Genomic DNA, 17734 nt, shown 5'->3' with positions numbered 1-17734 from the left:
AAAGATGAAACAAATTATCTATCTATTTAGCTTGATGGGTGTTTTCTTGAGTGGATGTCACATTCGCGTACTAAATCCGAAGAGTGATACTGCGGAAGCACAAAGCTTTTTAATTTATTTTAGTTTTGGAATCATGATCCTTGTGCTTCTTACCGTATTTTTCCTTTTGTCCCGATTTGTGCGTAAATATCGTAACAGGACAGGAAATCATCAGGCTTTAAAACATGAGAAAGGCAATAAGAAACTTGAAATCGTATGGACAATCATTCCTGTTTTGTTACTGGCAATATTGGCCATTCCAACCGTTATCGTAACCTATAATCAATCACCTAATCAAGCGGATCAGTCAGGTGATAGAAGGGAAGAGGTTCATATTAATGTAACAGCAGAGCAATATCAATGGACCTTCATCTATGAAAATGGAAAAACGACATCTGGTGAATTATATCTCCCAAGTGATAAAACGATTGTTTTACATTTGCGATCAAAGGATGTCATTCATTCCTTTTGGGTCCCGTCTATCGGGGGAAAGGTGGATGTTTTACCACATAAAGAGAACACCATGAAATTAGAAAATATAGAATCCGGAGTATATCAAGGGAAATGTGCTGAATTTTGTGGCACTAATCATACAGATATGAGATTTACGACAAGAGTTATTTCTTCTAAACAATTTTTAGATTGGCTAGATGAATAAGGATAGCATTGGCGAGATGTAGAGTCTTGTCAAAATAGCAAATATCATTTAGCAGGAAAGAAGGGTAAGAATGGATATGGATCTTACATCACAAGCCTTATATCAAGCATCTGATATTATTGTTGCATGGATTTTTTCAATCGTGTTGGCTCTTTTTATTGGCTATTATATATGGAAAAAAAGAAAATGGGGAATTTTATGGGATTATGTAACGACCACTAATCATAGAAAAATTGGAACAATGTATATTTTAAGTGGCTTGCTTTTCTTTTTTCGTGGTGGAGTAGACGCCCTTTTGATTCGGACACAATTAATAGCACCAAATACTGAATTTTGGGTATTTCAAGGAGATAAATACAATGGTTTGTTCACAACGCACGGAACGATCATGATTTTTTTTGTTGCTATGCCAATATTAATAGGATTGATGAATGTTGTTGTTCCGCTTCAGATCGGTGCAAAGGATCTAGCCTTCCCCATTCTTAATTCATTAAGCTTTTGGCTGTTCTTTAGTGGTGCAATTTTATTCAATCTTTCCTTTTTCTTTGGTACACCACCGAATGCTGGTTGGACTGCCTATGCGCCGTTAAGTATATCCCAATTCACTCCAGATGTTGGTAACAGCTTTTACATATTTAGTATCCAGCTATCTGGCATAGGGACATTGCTAACAGCCATTAATATGATTGTCACCATCCTTCGCTTACGAGCGCCAGGTATGAAAATGTTTCGCATGCCATTATTTACATGGAGTACCTTCGTGACATCTGTGTTAATATTGATTGCTTTTAGCACTTTATCGGTTGCTCTTTATTTGTTGATGTTTGATCGAATGTTTGGAACGAGCTTTTTTACTGGTTCAGAAGGTGATCCTGTTTATTGGCAGCATCTATTCTGGATATTTGGGCATCCAGAAGTATACATTTTGGCATTACCTGCATTTGGTATCTTCTCGGATGTTATCTCAACTTTTTCGAAAAAGATTATTTTTGGATATTCATCCATGGTGTTATCCATTATTTTAATAGGCTTTTTAGGTTTTATGGTATGGGTGCATCACATGTTCACAGTTGGTTTAGGACCAATGGTGAATACATTTTTCGCGATTACGACCATGCTAATTGCTGTCCCCACAGGAATTAAAGTATTTAATTGGCTATTTACTATGAGGGGTGGCCAGATTCAGTTAACAGTACCCATGTTGTTTGCCATCGGATTTATCCCCTCTTTTACAATGGGAGGGGTAACAGGTGTTATGCTAGCAATACCTTCAGCTGATTTTCAATTTCATGACAGCTATTTTGTTGTGGGACATTTTCACTATACGATTCTTGGTGCTACCGTATTAGGTATATTCGCTGGAATCTATTATTGGTATCCTAAAATTACTGGGAAAATGCTAGATGAACGATTAGGTAAATGGCATTTTTGGCTTTTTATCATTGGATTTCACTTAACCTTTTTACCAATGCATTTCGCTGGACTAAATGGTATGCCCCGCCGTGTTTTTACTTATACAAAGGAAGATGGTGTGTTTTTCTTTAATAGTTTAAGCACAATAGGTGCTTTTGTGATGGGAATTGGAATGCTATTCTTTGCATGGAATGTGTATAAAACCTATCGATCAAAACAACAGGTGGAAAATGATTGCTGGGATGGACGGACATTAGAATGGGCAGTCTCTTCTCCCCCTAAAGAGGATGATTTTAACACTGCACCAATTGTGGATAGCTTAGAGCCCCTATGGCAACTAAAGAAGAATCAACAAAAATGGACAAATAAACTACCACAACGGCCTAATCCTATTTCCACCAAAAGTGTCATTCCTGCTGTTATTGCAGCAACTTTGTTTCTTTTTTCTCTTGCAATGATCTATCAGTGGCATACACTTGCCAGCTTAACAGCTGTAGTGACAATAATCATCATTATTTTTTTATCATGGTGTGACAAAAGAGTAGAGAATGTACAAAAGGGAAATCTATTAAAAAAAGATTTAAATATTCTATTTGATGACAAGAAAATGGGTTTCTTCCTATATCTAGCAATAGATGGTATTATGTTCGCTGTCTTGTTTGCGACTTATTTCCTTTATACACCAGCATCTATTGGACCGAGGCCAGAGCAGGTATTCGAATCGAAAACCGTTATTCTATCATCTATTTTCCTATTAACATCGAGTGGAACCATCGCTTTGTCAGAGAGAGGTCTTAAAAAACAAAATAATAAGATCTTTCATACAGGATTTATTATGACGACTATTTTAGCGCTAGCTTTTTTAAGTTCTACTTTTCATGAGTTTTACAACTATTGGATGAAAGGATTTGTGATAGACCTTAATGTCTTTCTTTCTTCCTTTTTCGTGCTTGTCGGTTTACATGCAGCACATGTTCTTTTTGGATTAGGTTGGCTACTTCAGCTTTATATACAACTGAAGATGCATAAAATTCCTTTAGTCTTGTATCAGGAAAAACAAACAATTTTAAGTTATTATTGGCATTTTGTTGACATTGTGTGGGTGTTCATCGTGCTAATCGTATATTTGCCATATTTAGGTTGATAGGAGTGAGAGTAAAATGAATACTTGGTTTATGATTTTTTTCATTACGATCATTGTGATTTTAATGATTCCAGCTTTCTTTTTATTATGGCTTTATCTTCACGATATTAAACAATCAGAGCATTCGGTTCTACAAAATTATCCGCTCCTTGGAAAAATACGCTATATTTTAGAGAAGGTTGGACCAGAATTAAGACAATATTTATTTCACCATGATTTAGAAGGAAAACCATTTAATCGCAAGCAATTTGAATATGTTAATAAGGCAGGAAAATATCAAACAAGCTTAATGGGCTATGGAGCGGAAAGAGATTTTGATAAGGATGGATTATATCTTGTTAATGACATGTTTCCAGCTAAAACAGAGGAATTGAAAATAAATCAAAAACCTAAAATAGAGACATTTATTTATGAAATAGAGGATGAAAGCTTATTCAATCGTAAGGAGCACCACAAGAAAGTAAAAATTAATCCAGCATATCTCCAAGAGGAAGATTATGTTTTATTAGGCGAAAATACCGTTAAAAAGCCATTTCGATTGAAGGGGTTGATTGGCCAATCTGCTATGAGCTATGGTTCACTTGGCGAAAATGCCATTACCTCTTTATCATTAGGCCTTGGAATGGCAGGTGGAACATGGATGAATACAGGAGAAGGAAGTCTATCACCATACCATTTAAAAGGGAATGTCGATATTATAATGCAAATTAGTCCTGGATTATTTGGAGTCAGAGATAAGGATGGTCACTTTTCATGGGAAGAATTTAAAAAACATGCCGATACCGACCAGATTAAGGCATTTGAATTAAAGCTCGGTCAAGGGGCAAAAACTCGCGGTGGACATGTGGATGGGGCTAAAATCACCGAAGAAATTGCACAAATTCGAAAGGTAAAGGTTGGAGAAGATATTAATAGTCCTAATAGATTCCCTGGCATCTCAAATGCGGAGGAATTGTTATCCTTTTTACAGCAATTACGTGAATTTGGTGGTAAGCCGGTTGGGATAAAAATTGTGGTTGGTAGCGAAGAACAAGTAAACAATTTAGTAGGCGCTATGAAACGAACTGAAATCATTCCTGATTTTATAACAGTGGACGGTGGAGAGGGTGGCACAGGTGCTTCCTACTATGCCTTGGCGTATTCCGTTGGATTACCGTCTTTTTCGGCAGTGCCCTTAGTAGATGATTGTCTACGAAAGTACGATTTAAGAGATAGGACAAAGATTATTGCTTCTGGAAAGCTTTTGACCCCTGATAAGATTGCGATGGCCCTATGTATTGGTGCAGATCTCGTTAATATTGCACGTGGGTTTATGATGAGTGTTGGGTGTATCATGGCACAAGTTTGTCATAAGAATACTTGCCCCGTTGGGGTTGCAACTACTGATAAAAAATTACAAAAAGCATTAGTGATTGAGGAAAAGAAATTTCGTGTATGTAATTATCTTGTCACTTTAAGACAAGGATTGTTTGACTTAGCAGCTGTTTCTGGATTGGATAGTCCAACGAAATTCAAGCGGGACCATATTAAATTTCATTCTGAATTTAAAAACTTTACCAATTGGAGTGAAGTGCAAAGCCGAAGATAAGTGAAAGAATTTTTTTATTAATCAAAAAAAACACTAGTTAGAATAACTAGTGTTTTTTTGATTGCAAGCTATATTAGTTTTTTTCAACGTTAGCTGCTTGTGGTCCACGGTTACCTTCTTCGATATCGAAAGTTACGCTTTGACCTTCTTCAAGTGTTTTAAAGCCTTCGCCTTGGATAGCAGAGAAGTGTACGAATACATCGTCTTGTCCTTCTACTTCGATAAATCCAAAACCTTTGTCTGCGTTAAACCATTTAACTGTACCTTGTACCATAATTCTTTTCCTCCTAGTGTGAACCGTTCACACAAATGTATTACTATTCTTGCTCTTGCCTCAAAACGAAAACTTTACGTTACGATACTTGAAGGTGTCATCGAACAAAATAGCTAAAATCATTATAGCAAGTGAAACAATAAATTGCAAGCGTATCCCAAAAATAATTGATTTTTGTTTGAGTCAGTAAGGAGTCTTATATGTCTGAAATTAGAATTTTGAATGGGATTAGGTAGATTTTCCATATTAATAGTACTATACTTTGTTAATGTAAAAAGCTTGTTAGGAATGGAAGTGTATGTTCAATTGTCTGTTATTTTTGATAAAATCAAGCATTTATTTCCTGGATACTTTGCATTGGTAATGGCCACTGGGGCTTTATCCATTGCTACATATTTACTCGATTATGATAAATGGAGTAACTATTTGTTTTACCTCAATACTCTTTTTATTATTACTCTAGCGATTGTTGTTACGATTCGGTTTTTATTTTTCTTTTCATATGTGAAGGAAGATTTAACAAGTCACTTAAGAGGGCCTGGTTTTTTTACGATTGTTGCAGGTATTAATGTTTATGCAACAGAGCTTCTTTTTTTCGTAAACAAAACTAACCTGGCATTAATCTTATGGTTGATCTCCATTATTTTATGGACTGCCATTATGTATACATTTTTTACAGCCATTACGATTCAAGAGGATAAGCCGAGCTTAGCGGAGGGGATTAACGGAGCATGGTTAATTGCAGCTGTGGCAACACAGTCGATCTCTGTTGTCGGGACACTACTTGTGTCCTCGATTCGGGATGAGCAGTGGGCAGAGTTTATATTCTTTGTTTCATTATCTATGTATTTGTTAGGTTGTATGTTGTATTTAAGTATTATAACCTTAATCTTTTATCGATTTACTTTTCTGCATCTTAAATATTCTTCCTATACTCCACCTTATTGGATTAATATGGGTGCGGTCGCGATAACTACTTTAGCTGGTTCCCTAATTATTCTGAATTCACAGCAATCACTTTTGATCCAACAATTCATTCCATTTGTGAAAGGATTCACTCTTTTTTTCTGGGTAACAGGAACATGGTGGATTCCGTTATTAGTCATTCTAATGTATTGGCGCTATATCATACATAAATTTCCGCTTAACTATGACCAGCAAATGTGGGGGATGGTATTCCCTGTTGCAATGTATACAATAGCCACCTTTAAATTATCAAAGGCGCTAGAAATTCCTTTTTTAGCTAATATCTCTACATTTTTTATTTATCCAGCTTTCTTAATTTGGCTATTAGGTATTATTTTAATGGTTATCCATTTAGTTCGTGACATCCTTCTGAAGGATAAATGAAAACTTGATTTATTGCCTTATACCAATTATGATAAAGGGATGTAATGAATCGGAAAATTGAAATGAGGTATTTATAATGAACAAAGTTTCCATCTATTCATTAACCTTTGATGAATTGACTAGTTGGTTACTCGAACATGGACAAAAGAAATTTAGAGCGAAGCAAGTTTGGGATTGGTTATACAAAAAAAGAGTGGATACTTTTTCAGCCATGTACAATTTAAATAAAGATTGTCTTTCACTATTAGAGGAACACTTTATCCTTGGAACATTGACGGAAGAAATTAAACAGGAATCAAAGGATGGTACGATCAAATTTTTGTTTAAAATGCAGGATGGGAATCTTATAGAAACAGTTCTGATGAAGTTTAATTATGGTTATTCCGTTTGTGTTACCACACAAGTAGGTTGTAATATTGGTTGCTCCTTTTGTGCGAGCGGTTTGCTGACGAAGGATCGCGATTTAAATGCAGGTGAAATAGTTGAACAAATTATGAAGGTTCAGAAACATTTAGATCAGCGTGGGAAAGACGAGAGAGTGAGTCATATTGTTGTGATGGGAATAGGGGAACCTTTTGATAATTATGATAATACAATGAGCTTTTTAAGGATCGTAAATGACAAAAGTGGCCTCTCAATAGGTGCAAGACACATAACCGTGTCTACAAGTGGTTTAGCAAAAAGGATATATGATTTTGCTGATGAGAATATTCAAGTCAACTTGGCATTATCTCTACATGCGCCAAACAATGAGCTAAGAACTAAAATAATGAAAATAAATAAAGCATTTCCTTTAGAAAAATTGATGCCTGCAATTGATTATTATCTAGAAAAGACCAATCGAAGAATTACATTTGAATATATCTTGCTAAGGGATGTAAATGATCATGTAGGAGAGGCGAAGCAATTAGTCCAGCTATTAAAGGATAAAAGACATTTATCTTACGTCAATCTTATTCCTTATAATCCAGTAGACGAGCATAATCAATATAATAGAAGTGAGAAAAAGGCAATTCTTGATTTTTATCAAGTATTACTTGAAAATGGGATAAATTGTGGTGTGCGTGTCGAGCATGGTACAGATATTGATGCTGCTTGTGGACAATTAAGAAGTAAACAGATTAAAAAAGATAAGCAAAAGGTATCCCAATGAAAGCCCAAAGGCACGGGACTTCTTGACAAAAGAAAGACATTTCATTAAACTATCAGAAAGTAATCAACAATTAAAGTAAAAAAACGATGAAGAGGAATAGTAATAAAGCAATTAGTTCAAGAGAGATGGCGTTTGGTGAAAGTCATTACTAATCTTTACGAACTCACCTCAGATGTTACAAAAGTGAAGCAGTAGCTTTTGTCGTAATCCGCGTTAAGGAAATAAAGTGAGTGTAAAATACTAACACTAATGTTGGGTGGTACCGCGGGAATCTCTCTCGTCCCATAACTGGGATAGGAGAGTTTTTTTGTGTTTAAGAACAAATGTTCGTTTGTTGTTAATAAGGAGGGAATAAAATGTCATTTGAGCATTTAAAAATAGAAAAAAAATGGCGTGATTATTGGATTAATAATAAGACTTTTGCGACTGATACCCATTCCGATAAAGAAAAGTTCTATGCATTAGACATGTTTCCATACCCATCTGGAGCGGGACTTCACGTGGGGCATCCAGAAGGGTATACCGCAACAGATATTTTGTCAAGAATGAAAAGAATGCAAGGCTACGAGGTGTTACATCCAATTGGTTGGGATGCTTTCGGTCTTCCTGCAGAACAATATGCATTGGATACAGGTAACGACCCTGCAGTTTTTACAGAGCAAAACATCAATAATTTCCGTCGTCAAATTCAAGAACTAGGCTTTTCCTATGATTGGGACCGAGAGGTAAAGACAACCGATCCAAATTACTATAAATGGACCCAATGGATTTTTCTAAAGCTTTATGAGAAAGGGTTAGCCTATATTGATGAAGTACCTGTCAATTGGTGTCCAGCTCTAGGTACTGTGTTAGCTAATGAAGAGGTTATTGATGGGAAAAGTGAACGCGGTGGACATCCAGTGGAACGGAAGCCAATGAAACAATGGATGTTAAAAATTACTGCATATGCCGACAGACTTATAGAAGATTTAGAAGAGTTAGATTGGCCTGAGAGTATTAAAGATATGCAAAGAAACTGGATCGGACGTTCTGAGGGGGCTGAAGTAATCTTTGAGGTGGAAGGCTTTGAAGAGACCTTCACTGTTTTTACAACACGGCCTGATACTTTATTTGGTGCGACCTATGCCGTGCTATCTCCAGAACATCCACTTGTAAGTAAGATCGTTTCACAAACAGAAAAAGAAGCAGTTGCACAATATATTAATCAAGTGAAAGCTAAAAGTGACTTAGAACGAACAGATCTTGCTAAAGATAAAACAGGTGTATTTACGGGAGCATATGCCGTTAACCCTATTAATGGGGAAAAGCTTCCAATTTGGATTGCAGATTATGTATTAATGTCATATGGTACAGGAGCTATTATGGCTGTGCCTGCACATGATGAAAGAGACTATGAATTTGCGAAAAAGTTTGGCTTGAAGATTGTACCTGTATTAGAAGGTGGGGATATTGAAAAAGAAGCCTTTACAGGAGATGGCCCTCATATTAATTCAGATTTCTTAAATGGCTTAAACAAGCAAGATGGAATAGAACAAGCGATTAAATGGTTGGTAGATCATAATAAAGGGGAAAGAAAGGTAACCTACCGATTACGCGACTGGTTATTTAGTCGTCAACGGTACTGGGGTGAACCTATTCCGATTATACATTGGGAAGATGGCACGATGTCGGCAGTCCCTGAAGAAGAATTACCATTGGTTTTACCAAAAACAGAGGAAATAAAACCGTCGGGAACGGGAGAATCACCATTGGCTAATATGGATGACTGGGTAAATGTCGTGGACGAAAAGACTGGCAAAAAGGGTCGTCGTGAAACAAATACTATGCCTCAATGGGCTGGAAGCTGTTGGTACTTCTTAAGATATATTGATCCACAGAATTCTAAACAATTAGCGGATCGACGATTGCTAAATGAATGGCTGCCAGTAGATGTTTATATTGGCGGTGCAGAACACGCGGTACTTCACTTATTATATGCACGCTTTTGGCATAAATTTTTGTATGATATAGGTGTAGTCCCAACAAAAGAACCATTCCAAAAATTATATAATCAAGGAATGATCCTAGGCGAGAATAATGAAAAAATGAGTAAGTCAAAAGGGAATGTAGTGAATCCTGATGAAATCGTTAAAAGCCATGGAGCAGACACACTTCGGTTATATGAAATGTTTATGGGTCCTTTAGATGCTTCCGTAGCATGGTCAACTAACGGGCTGGATGGAGCAAGAAGATTTTTAGATAGAGTGTGGCGTCTTTTTGTAACAGATGATGAAAAGCTTTCGGGTAAAATCTCTGATGATAAAGAATCTCAAGAATTGGAAAAAGTTTATCATGAAACAGTAAAAGTAGTGACACAAAATTTTGAGGACTTACGTTTTAATACAGGCATTTCACAAATGATGGTATTTGTTAATGAAGCATATAAGACAACTAGTATTCCTCTAGCTTATGCTGAAGGATTTGTAAAACTTTTATCTCCTGTTGCCCCACATCTGGCCGAAGAATTGTGGCAATTTCTAGGGCATGATGGAACTATAACGTACGAAGAGTGGCCGACCTATGATGAATCTAAGCTTGTGCAAAATGAAGTCGAGATGGTCATTCAAATTATGGGGAAAGTAAGAGCGAAAATGATGGTGAAAAAAGATGCACAAAAAGAGGAAATGGAAGAAAAGGCATTGTCTCAAGAGGCAATAAAGGAAAAATTAGAAGGGTTAACCGTTCGAAAAGTAATCGTGGTACCTGGGAAATTAGTTAATATTGTAGCAAACTAGTATAGATAAAAAAGCCACAATGACATCTCTAATGATGTTTGTTGTGGCTTTTTTCGTTTTTGAATGCAAAGAGATTCTTTTGTTATGACTACAAGGAAAGTGACACATTTTAACTACTAAAGAACATGAATGTTTAGATCACTGAATTACCATTATTTTCTCGCGGAATTTTGTTGACTTTTTTTATCAAAGTATGTATTATAGAAAAAGTCGACATTACAGATAAACTTTTTATCGGGTGGTTGACAATTTTCTAGTGTATTTGTTATAATTTATATGTCGCTTTAGACATTGATCATTGAAAACTGAACAAAACAACCAGTACAAAAAAGTAAGAACATGCTAGCTTTAAGCGAGCTTGATCAACACAAGCACTTCGGTGCATCTATTTTATGGAGAGTTTGATCTTGGCTCAGGACGAACGCTGGCGGCGTGCCTAATACATGCAAGTCGAGCGCGGGAAGCTGACTGAATCCTTCGGGAGGACGTGAGTGGAACGAGCGGCGGACGGGTGAGTAACACGTGGGCAACCTGCCTGTAAGACTGGGATAACTCCGGGAAACCGGGGCTAATACCGGATAGTACTTTGGTTCATAGGAACCGAAGTGGAAAGGTGGCGTAAGCTACCACTTACAGATGGGCCCGCGGTGCATTAGCTAGTTGGTGAGGTAACGGCTCACCAAGGCGACGATGCATAGCCGACCTGAGAGGGTGATCGGCCACACTGGGACTGAGACACGGCCCAGACTCCTACGGGAGGCAGCAGTAGGGAATCTTCCGCAATGGACGAAAGTCTGACGGAGCAACGCCGCGTGAACGAAGAAGGTTTTCGGATCGTAAAGTTCTGTTGTTAGGGAAGAACAAGTACCGTTCGAATAGGGCGGTACCTTGACGGTACCTATCGAGGAAGCCCCGGCTAACTACGTGCCAGCAGCCGCGGTAATACGTAGGGGGCAAGCGTTGTCCGGAATTATTGGGCGTAAAGCGCGCGTAGGCGGTTTCTTAAGTCTGATGTGAAATCTTGCGGCTCAACCGCAAGCGGTCATTGGAAACTGGGGAACTTGAGTACAGAAGAGGAGAGCGGAATTCCACGTGTAGCGGTGAAATGCGTAGAGATGTGGAGGAACACCAGTGGCGAAGGCGGCTCTCTGGTCTGTAACTGACGCTGAGGTGCGAAAGCGTGGGGAGCGAACAGGATTAGATACCCTGGTAGTCCACGCCGTAAACGATGAGTGCTAGGTGTTAGGGGGTTTCCGCCCCTTAGTGCTGCAGTTAACGCATTAAGCACTCCGCCTGGGGAGTACGGCCGCAAGGCTGAAACTCAAAAGAATTGACGGGGGCCCGCACAAGCGGTGGAGCATGTGGTTTAATTCGAAGCAACGCGAAGAACCTTACCAGGTCTTGACATCTTCGGATGTCCCTAGAGATAGGGAGTTCCCTTCGGGGACCGAATGACAGGTGGTGCATGGTTGTCGTCAGCTCGTGTCGTGAGATGTTGGGTTAAGTCCCGCAACGAGCGCAACCCTTGATCTTAGTTGCCAGCATTGAGTTGGGCACTCTAAGGTGACTGCCGGTGACAAACCGGAGGAAGGTGGGGATGACGTCAAATCATCATGCCCCTTATGACCTGGGCTACACACGTGCTACAATGGATGGTACAAAGGGCAGCGAAGCCGTAAGGTGAAGCCAATCCCATAAAACCATTCTCAGTTCGGATTGTAGGCTGCAACTCGCCTACATGAAGCCGGAATCGCTAGTAATCGCGGATCAGCATGCCGCGGTGAATACGTTCCCGGGCCTTGTACACACCGCCCGTCACACCACGAGAGTTGGCAACACCCGAAGTCGGTGGGGTAACCTTTGGAGCCAGCCGCCGAAGGTGGGGCCAATGATTGGGGTGAAGTCGTAACAAGGTAGCCGTATCGGAAGGTGCGGCTGGATCACCTCCTTTCTAAGGATAAAGTGAAAGGCGGAAGCACCCGGTTAGCGACGTACAAACTGGACTGAACCGAAGGAGATAAAGGAAACACAAGGAGCTTAGCGACTTGATGTTGACTTATCGTACGGAGGTGAGGGAAGTTGTGCTAGTCGCTGGGTGCTGGAGCTAGACACAATAGGAAATGGTCTACTAGTGTAGATCATCATAGATTGTACTTGGTTGTTTGGTTCAGTTTTGAGCGATTGATGCTCAGAGGATCTTCTGTTAAAACCCGTCACGTCCTGTGACGAAAACAGAAGTCACCACCTCGTGTGGAAGCTGTACCTTGAAAACTAGATAAGAAGAAATCAGGACGTGAAGGCACCAATAGGCGCCAACACGAAACTGATGACAAGACATCAAATAAAACCAACGACTTTTTCATCTGAAGCATGAGTATAGTTAAGTGAAAAAGGGCGCACGGTGGATGCCTTGGCACTAGGAGCCGAAGAAGGACGGGACAAACACCGATATGTCTCGGGGAGCTGTACGTAAGCATTGATCCGAGAATTTCCGAATGGGGAAACCCTCTACTCGTCATGGAGTAGAACCTCTATCTGAATCCATAGGATAGAGGAGGCAGACCCGGGGAACTGAAACATCTCATTACCCGGAGGAAGAGAAAGCAAACGCGATTTCCCGAGTAGCGGCGAGCGAAACGGAATTAGCCCAAACCAAAAAGCTTGCTTTTTGGGGTTGTAGGACACTCTATACGGAGTTACCAAGAAATACGTTAGACGAATCGATCTGGAAAGGTCAGCCACAGCGGGTAACAGCCCTGTAGTCGAAAGCGTGTTTCCTCCAGAGTGGATCCTGAGTACGGCGGAACACGTGAAATTCCGTCGGAATCCGGGAGGACCATCTCCCAAGGCTAAATACTCCCTAGTGACCGATAGTGAACCAGTACCGTGAGGGAAAGGTGAAAAGCACCCCGGGAGGGGAGTGAAAGAGAACCTGAAACCGTGTGCCTACAAGTAGTCGAAGCCCTTTTATGGGTGACGGCGTACCTTTTGTAGAATGGACCGGCGAGTTACGATCTCCTGCAAGGTTAAGTGGAAGACACGGAGCCGCAGCGAAAGCGAGTCTGAATAGGGCGAGATAGTAGGGGGTCGTAGACCCGAAACCGTGTGATCTACCCATGTCCAGGGTGAAGGTCAGGTAACACTGACTGGAGGCCCGAACCCACGTACGTTGAAAAGTGCGGGGATGAGGTGTGGGTAGGGGTGAAATGCCAATCGAACACGGAGATAGCTGGTTCTCTCCGAAATAGCTTTAGGGCTAGCCTCAAGGGATGTATGTTGGAGGTAGAGCACTGATTGGACTAGGGGCCCTCACCGGGTTACCGAATTCAGTCAAACTCCGAATGCCAATCATATTACCTTGGGAGTCAGACTATGGGTGATAAGGTTCATAGTCGAAAGGGAAACAGCCCAGACCGTCAGCTAAGGTCCCCAAGTATACGTTAAGTGGAAAAGGATGTGGCGTTGCTTAGACAACCAGGATGTTGGCTTAGAAGCAGCCATCATTTAAAGAGTGCGTAATAGCTCACTGGTCGAGTGACGCTGCGCCGAAAATGTACCGGGGCTAAACGTATCACCGAAGCTACGGATTGTTCTACGAACAATGGTAGGAGAGCGTTCTAAGTGCAGGGAAGTCAGACCGTGAGGACTGGTGGAGCGCTTAGAAGTGAGAATGCCGGTATGAGTAGCGAAATAGAAGTGAGAATCTTCTACACCGAATGCCTAAGGTTTCCTGAGGAAGGCTCGTCCGCTCAGGGTTAGTCGGGGCCTAAGCCGAGGCCGAAAGGCGTAGGCGATGGACAACAGGTGGATATTCCTGTACCACCCAATTCCGTTTGAGTGATGGGGGGACGCAGTAGGATAAGGAAAGCGCACGACTGGACGTGTGCGTCGAAGCAGTGAGTGAGTCAGATAGGCAAATCCGTCTGGCAATCACAAGCTGTGATCGGGAGGGAAAATGAGTACCGAAGTTCCGGATTTCACACTGCCAAGAAAAGCCTCTAGCAAGGAAAAGGGTGCCCGTACCGCAAACCGACACAGGTAGGCGAGGAGAGAATCCTAAGGTGATCGGGAGAACTCTCGTTAAGGAACTCGGCAAAATGACCCCGTAACTTCGGGAGAAGGGGTGCTTACTTACGAGTAAGCCGCAGTGAAAAGGCCCAAGCGACTGTTTAGCAAAAACACAGGTCTCTGCGAAGCCGAAAGGCGAAGTATAGGGGCTGACACCTGCCCGGTGCTGGAAGGTTAAGGGGATGCGTTAGCATTAGCGAAGCGTTGAACTGAAGCCCCAGTAAACGGCGGCCGTAACTATAACGGTCCTAAGGTAGCGAAATTCCTTGTCGGGTAAGTTCCGACCCGCACGAAAGGTGCAACGACTTGGGCACTGTCTCAACGAGAGACCCGGTGAAATTATACTATGCGTGAAGATGCGCATTACCCGCGACAGGACGGAAAGACCCCGTGGAGCTTTACTGTAGCCTGATATGGAATGTTTGTACAGCTTGTACAGGATAGGTGGGAGCCTTGGAAACGTGAGCGCTAGCTTACGTGGAGGCGCCGGTGGGATACCACCCTGGCTGTATGAACCTTCTAACCCAGAACCGTGATCCGGTTCGGAGACAGTGTCAGGTGGGCAGTTTGACTGGGGCGGTCGCCTCCTAAAGAGTAACGGAGGCGCCCAAAGGTTCCCTCAGAATGGTTGGAAATCATTCGAAGAGTGTAAAGGCAGAAGGGAGCTTGACTGCGAGACCTACAAGTCGAGCAGGGACGAAAGTCGGGCTTAGTGATCCGGCGGTACCGAATGGAAGGGCCGTCGCTCAACGGATAAAAGCTACCCCGGGGATAACAGGCTTATCTCCCCCAAGAGTCCACATCGACGGGGAGGTTTGGCACCTCGATGTCGGCTCATCGCATCCTGGGGCTGTAGTCGGTCCCAAGGGTTGGGCTGTTCGCCCATTAAAGCGGTACGCGAGCTGGGTTCAGAACGTCGTGAGACAGTTCGGTCCCTATCCGTCGTGGGCGTTGGAAGTTTGAGAGGAGCTGTCCTTAGTACGAGAGGACCGGGATGGACACACCGCTGGTGCACCAGTTGTTCCGCCAGGAGCATCGCTGGGTAGCTACGTGTGGAAGGGATAAGTGCTGAAAGCATCTAAGCATGAAGCCCCCCTCAAGATGAGACTTCCCCACACTTTAAGTGAGTAAGATCCCTCAGAGACGATGAGGTAGATAGGTTCGAGGTGGAAGCATGGTGACATGTGGAGCTGACGAATACTAATCGATCGAGGACTTATCTATACGTTCTTTGGATGAAAAACCAATGGTTTGTCTACTTCTTATCTAGTTTTGATGGTATAGTTTCTCCCATCTTAATAAGGATTAGCTTATATCCACCAAGTCTGGTGGCGATAGCGGAGAGGTCACACCTGTTCCCATACCGAACACAGTAGTTAAGCTCTCCAGCGCCCATGGTAGTTGGGGCTCACGCCCCTGCAAGAGTAGGACGTTGCCAGGCAAAACGAAAAAAGGTTTCTTAGTGTAAATGATATGCTCCCCCTAAAGTAGACACTTAAAAAAGTAAAACTACTTTAGGGGGATTTTTATGCGTTTAAATAGTAAGCATACAGCTGAAGAGTTGGAATGGTATATTCAAATGTATCTGAAAGATGGAATAAGTATTAAAGAATTACGTGAAACATTTGGTTTATTATTAAGTGAATCGGCCTTTCGTCAAAAGGTGCTGAGATACCAAAATCATGGTCTAAAAGGAATTCAAACGACATCAAGAAATAATCATTACAGTGAAGAGTTTAAACAGTCCGTTATTAACGAGTACCTCGTAGAATGTATACCCTTTAAACAATTAGCTCGGAAATATAATATTCCAAATCCTGATACTGTAAGAAGTTGGATCATCAAGTATACTAGAGGGGAAAAGAATAGGAGTTATTCTCCCAAACCCGAGGTGTATACGATGAAGAGTCGAAAAACGACACAAGAAGAGAGAATTGAAATCGTCAAAGATTGTTTAAATACTGGTTTATTGTATAAGGAAACAGCTAAAAAATATCAAGTTTCTTATAATAATGTTTATTCATGGGTTCAAAAGTACAAAGAGCATGGCCCTGACGGGCTGGTAGATGGACGAGGTCGCGGAAAGCCAGACAAGATCCAAACAGATGAAGAAAAGTTACGAACGGAAATTGAGGCATTAAAAGCACGAAATGAGTACCTTGAAACAGAGAATACTGCGTTAAAAAAGTTAGAAGAAGAGGAAAGAGAGTTGATGTTACGCAAACGCGGCATGAGGCCGAATACCAAACCATTAAAAAACTCGAAAAAAAGGGATTCAAAATAACCATACTTTGTGAAGCATTAGGTGTGAGTCGCTCGGGTTATTATAAGTGGTTCCATCGGAAACCAACAAAAACAGAGAAGCGCTTAAGACACTTGAGCGCTTGCATTCAAAAGATATATGACGAACATAAAGGGATTTATGGTTATCGTCGAATCACGATCTATCTCAACCACTTCCTTAACGCTCAAGTGAATCATAAATGTGTGTACCGCTTGATGCGCTTAGTAGGCTTAAAAGCCGTTATCCGTCGGAAACGTTACAACTATAGACCACATAAACCGCAACACGTGGCTGAAAATGTCCTAAATAGAGAATTTCAAGCAGAGTATAACGCGATGGAGGTCTTATTAACAGATGTCACTGAATTTAAGTACGGAGTTCATTCGAAAGCTTATTTAAGTGCCGTCTTAGATTATGGTGAAAATAAAATTGTAGCCTATAAATTATCCCGACATAATAACAATGCCTTAGTACGAGATACGATTACTCAGATTAAAGATACCATTATACCAGCGAAAACATTATTTCATAGTGATCGCGGCTTTCAATATACGTCCCATGGATTTAAACGTTTTGTGGAAGAACACCAGATTACCCAAAGCATGTCGCGTGTTGGTAAATGCATTGATAACGGTCCGATGGAAAACTTTTGGGGGATCATCAAGGAAGAGATGTATCGACTAACCACTCATAACACATTTGAGGAATTAGAAAAAGATATTGAGGCTTATATTGAATTTTATAATACAAAGCGCGTGACGTTGAAGATGGGGTTAAGAATTCCAGCTAAAAAAGCCATGCATGGAAACCATACATGGCACAAAATATTTTGTTTATTTACCTGTCTACTTGACAGGGGGCAGTTCAAAAGCTACATTAAGAAACCTTTTTTTATAAAAAAATATGTGGTGGGCTTGCAACTAATTTTTCTCCATTATTTTGGAATGAATTCACAATATTAAATGTCCATAGAACCCCATTTCAATTTT

Annotated in this window: 8 protein-coding genes, 3 rRNA genes, 1 pseudogene and 1 other annotated feature; of the genes and pseudogenes, 11 read left to right on the top strand and 1 reads right to left on the bottom strand. The window is 40.9% G+C overall.

The window, feature by feature from the left end; translation table 11 throughout:
- The first annotated feature begins 4 nt into the window (after positions 1–4).
- The 3 genes from coxB to ACZ5R4_RS05780 all read left to right on the top strand — a co-directional run bounded on the left by coxB (position 5) and on the right by ACZ5R4_RS05780 (position 4842).
- Positions 5–697, top strand: coding sequence for a cytochrome c oxidase subunit II (gene coxB, locus ACZ5R4_RS05790; protein WP_464368184.1), 693 nt, complete (start codon positions 5–7; stop codon positions 695–697).
- A gap of 70 nt (positions 698–767) precedes the next feature.
- A complete protein-coding gene (gene ctaD, locus ACZ5R4_RS05785) occupies positions 768–3254 on the top strand; it encodes a cytochrome c oxidase subunit I (RefSeq protein WP_109984893.1) in 2487 nt (828 codons plus the stop codon).
- Positions 3255–3270: 16 nt separating this feature from the next.
- Positions 3271–4842: an FMN-binding glutamate synthase family protein gene (locus tag ACZ5R4_RS05780; protein ID WP_464368183.1), complete on the top strand. Its 1572-nt coding sequence runs from the start codon at positions 3271–3273 to the stop codon at positions 4840–4842.
- A 73-nt stretch (positions 4843–4915) separates the two neighbouring features.
- Here ACZ5R4_RS05780 and ACZ5R4_RS05775 read toward each other — a convergent pair whose 3' ends face one another.
- Positions 4916–5116, bottom strand: coding sequence for a cold-shock protein (locus tag ACZ5R4_RS05775; protein WP_035726336.1), 201 nt, complete (start codon positions 5114–5116; stop codon positions 4916–4918).
- 222 nt (positions 5117–5338) lie between these two features.
- On the opposite strand from ACZ5R4_RS05775, the gene ACZ5R4_RS05770 reads away from it, so the two are divergent.
- The 8 genes and pseudogenes from ACZ5R4_RS05770 to ACZ5R4_RS05735 form a co-directional block, all read left to right on the top strand.
- Positions 5339–6466 (top strand): tellurite resistance/C4-dicarboxylate transporter family protein, encoded by a 1128-nt coding sequence (locus ACZ5R4_RS05770; RefSeq protein ID WP_245902343.1) that lies wholly within the window; start codon positions 5339–5341, stop codon positions 6464–6466.
- A gap of 76 nt (positions 6467–6542) precedes the next feature.
- Entirely contained in the window at positions 6543–7619 is a 1077-nt protein-coding gene (rlmN, locus tag ACZ5R4_RS05765) for a dual-specificity RNA methyltransferase RlmN (protein ID WP_054861293.1), read from the top strand.
- A gap of 77 nt (positions 7620–7696) precedes the next feature.
- Positions 7697–7907 (top strand) — a binding site (T-box leader).
- 68 nt (positions 7908–7975) lie between these two features.
- Positions 7976–10393, top strand: coding sequence for a leucine--tRNA ligase (leuS, locus tag ACZ5R4_RS05760; protein ID WP_109984891.1), 2418 nt, complete (start codon positions 7976–7978; stop codon positions 10391–10393).
- Between the two features lie 389 nt (positions 10394–10782).
- Positions 10783–12344 (top strand): 16S ribosomal RNA (locus ACZ5R4_RS05755).
- Positions 12345–12771: 427 nt separating this feature from the next.
- Positions 12772–15685 (top strand): 23S ribosomal RNA (locus tag ACZ5R4_RS05750).
- Between the two features lie 100 nt (positions 15686–15785).
- Positions 15786–15902, top strand: a 5S ribosomal RNA gene (gene rrf, locus ACZ5R4_RS05745).
- The 16S, 23S and 5S rRNA genes sit together here, the layout of an rRNA operon.
- 87 nt (positions 15903–15989) lie before the next feature.
- Positions 15990–16745, top strand: coding sequence for a transposase (locus ACZ5R4_RS05740; RefSeq protein WP_464367501.1), 756 nt, complete (start codon positions 15990–15992; stop codon positions 16743–16745).
- Positions 16703–17707 (top strand): annotated as a pseudogene (locus tag ACZ5R4_RS05735) (IS3 family transposase); the annotation flags it as partial. The gene ACZ5R4_RS05740 and the pseudogene ACZ5R4_RS05735, both read left to right, overlap by 43 nt.
- Between the last annotated feature and the right edge of the window lie 27 nt (positions 17708–17734).

The sequence above is a fragment of the Gracilibacillus sp. JCM 18860 genome (assembly GCF_055395245.1).
The sequence above is the reverse complement of the archived record's forward strand: the minus strand, read 5'-3'. Positions and strand labels throughout refer to the sequence as shown.

Coding starts and splice junctions, on each gene's coding strand:
- coxB (WP_464368184.1), top strand. CDS start 5: ATGAAACAAATTATCTATCTATTTAGCTTGATGGGTGTTTTCTTGAGT.
- ctaD (WP_109984893.1), top strand. CDS start 768: ATGGATATGGATCTTACATCACAAGCCTTATATCAAGCATCTGATATT.
- ACZ5R4_RS05780 (WP_464368183.1), top strand. CDS start 3,271: ATGAATACTTGGTTTATGATTTTTTTCATTACGATCATTGTGATTTTA.
- ACZ5R4_RS05775 (WP_035726336.1), bottom strand. CDS start 5,116: ATGGTACAAGGTACAGTTAAATGGTTTAACGCAGACAAAGGTTTTGGA.
- ACZ5R4_RS05770 (WP_245902343.1), top strand. CDS start 5,339: ATGGGATTAGGTAGATTTTCCATATTAATAGTACTATACTTTGTTAAT.
- rlmN (WP_054861293.1), top strand. CDS start 6,543: ATGAACAAAGTTTCCATCTATTCATTAACCTTTGATGAATTGACTAGT.
- leuS (WP_109984891.1), top strand. CDS start 7,976: ATGTCATTTGAGCATTTAAAAATAGAAAAAAAATGGCGTGATTATTGG.
- ACZ5R4_RS05740 (WP_464367501.1), top strand. CDS start 15,990: ATGCGTTTAAATAGTAAGCATACAGCTGAAGAGTTGGAATGGTATATT.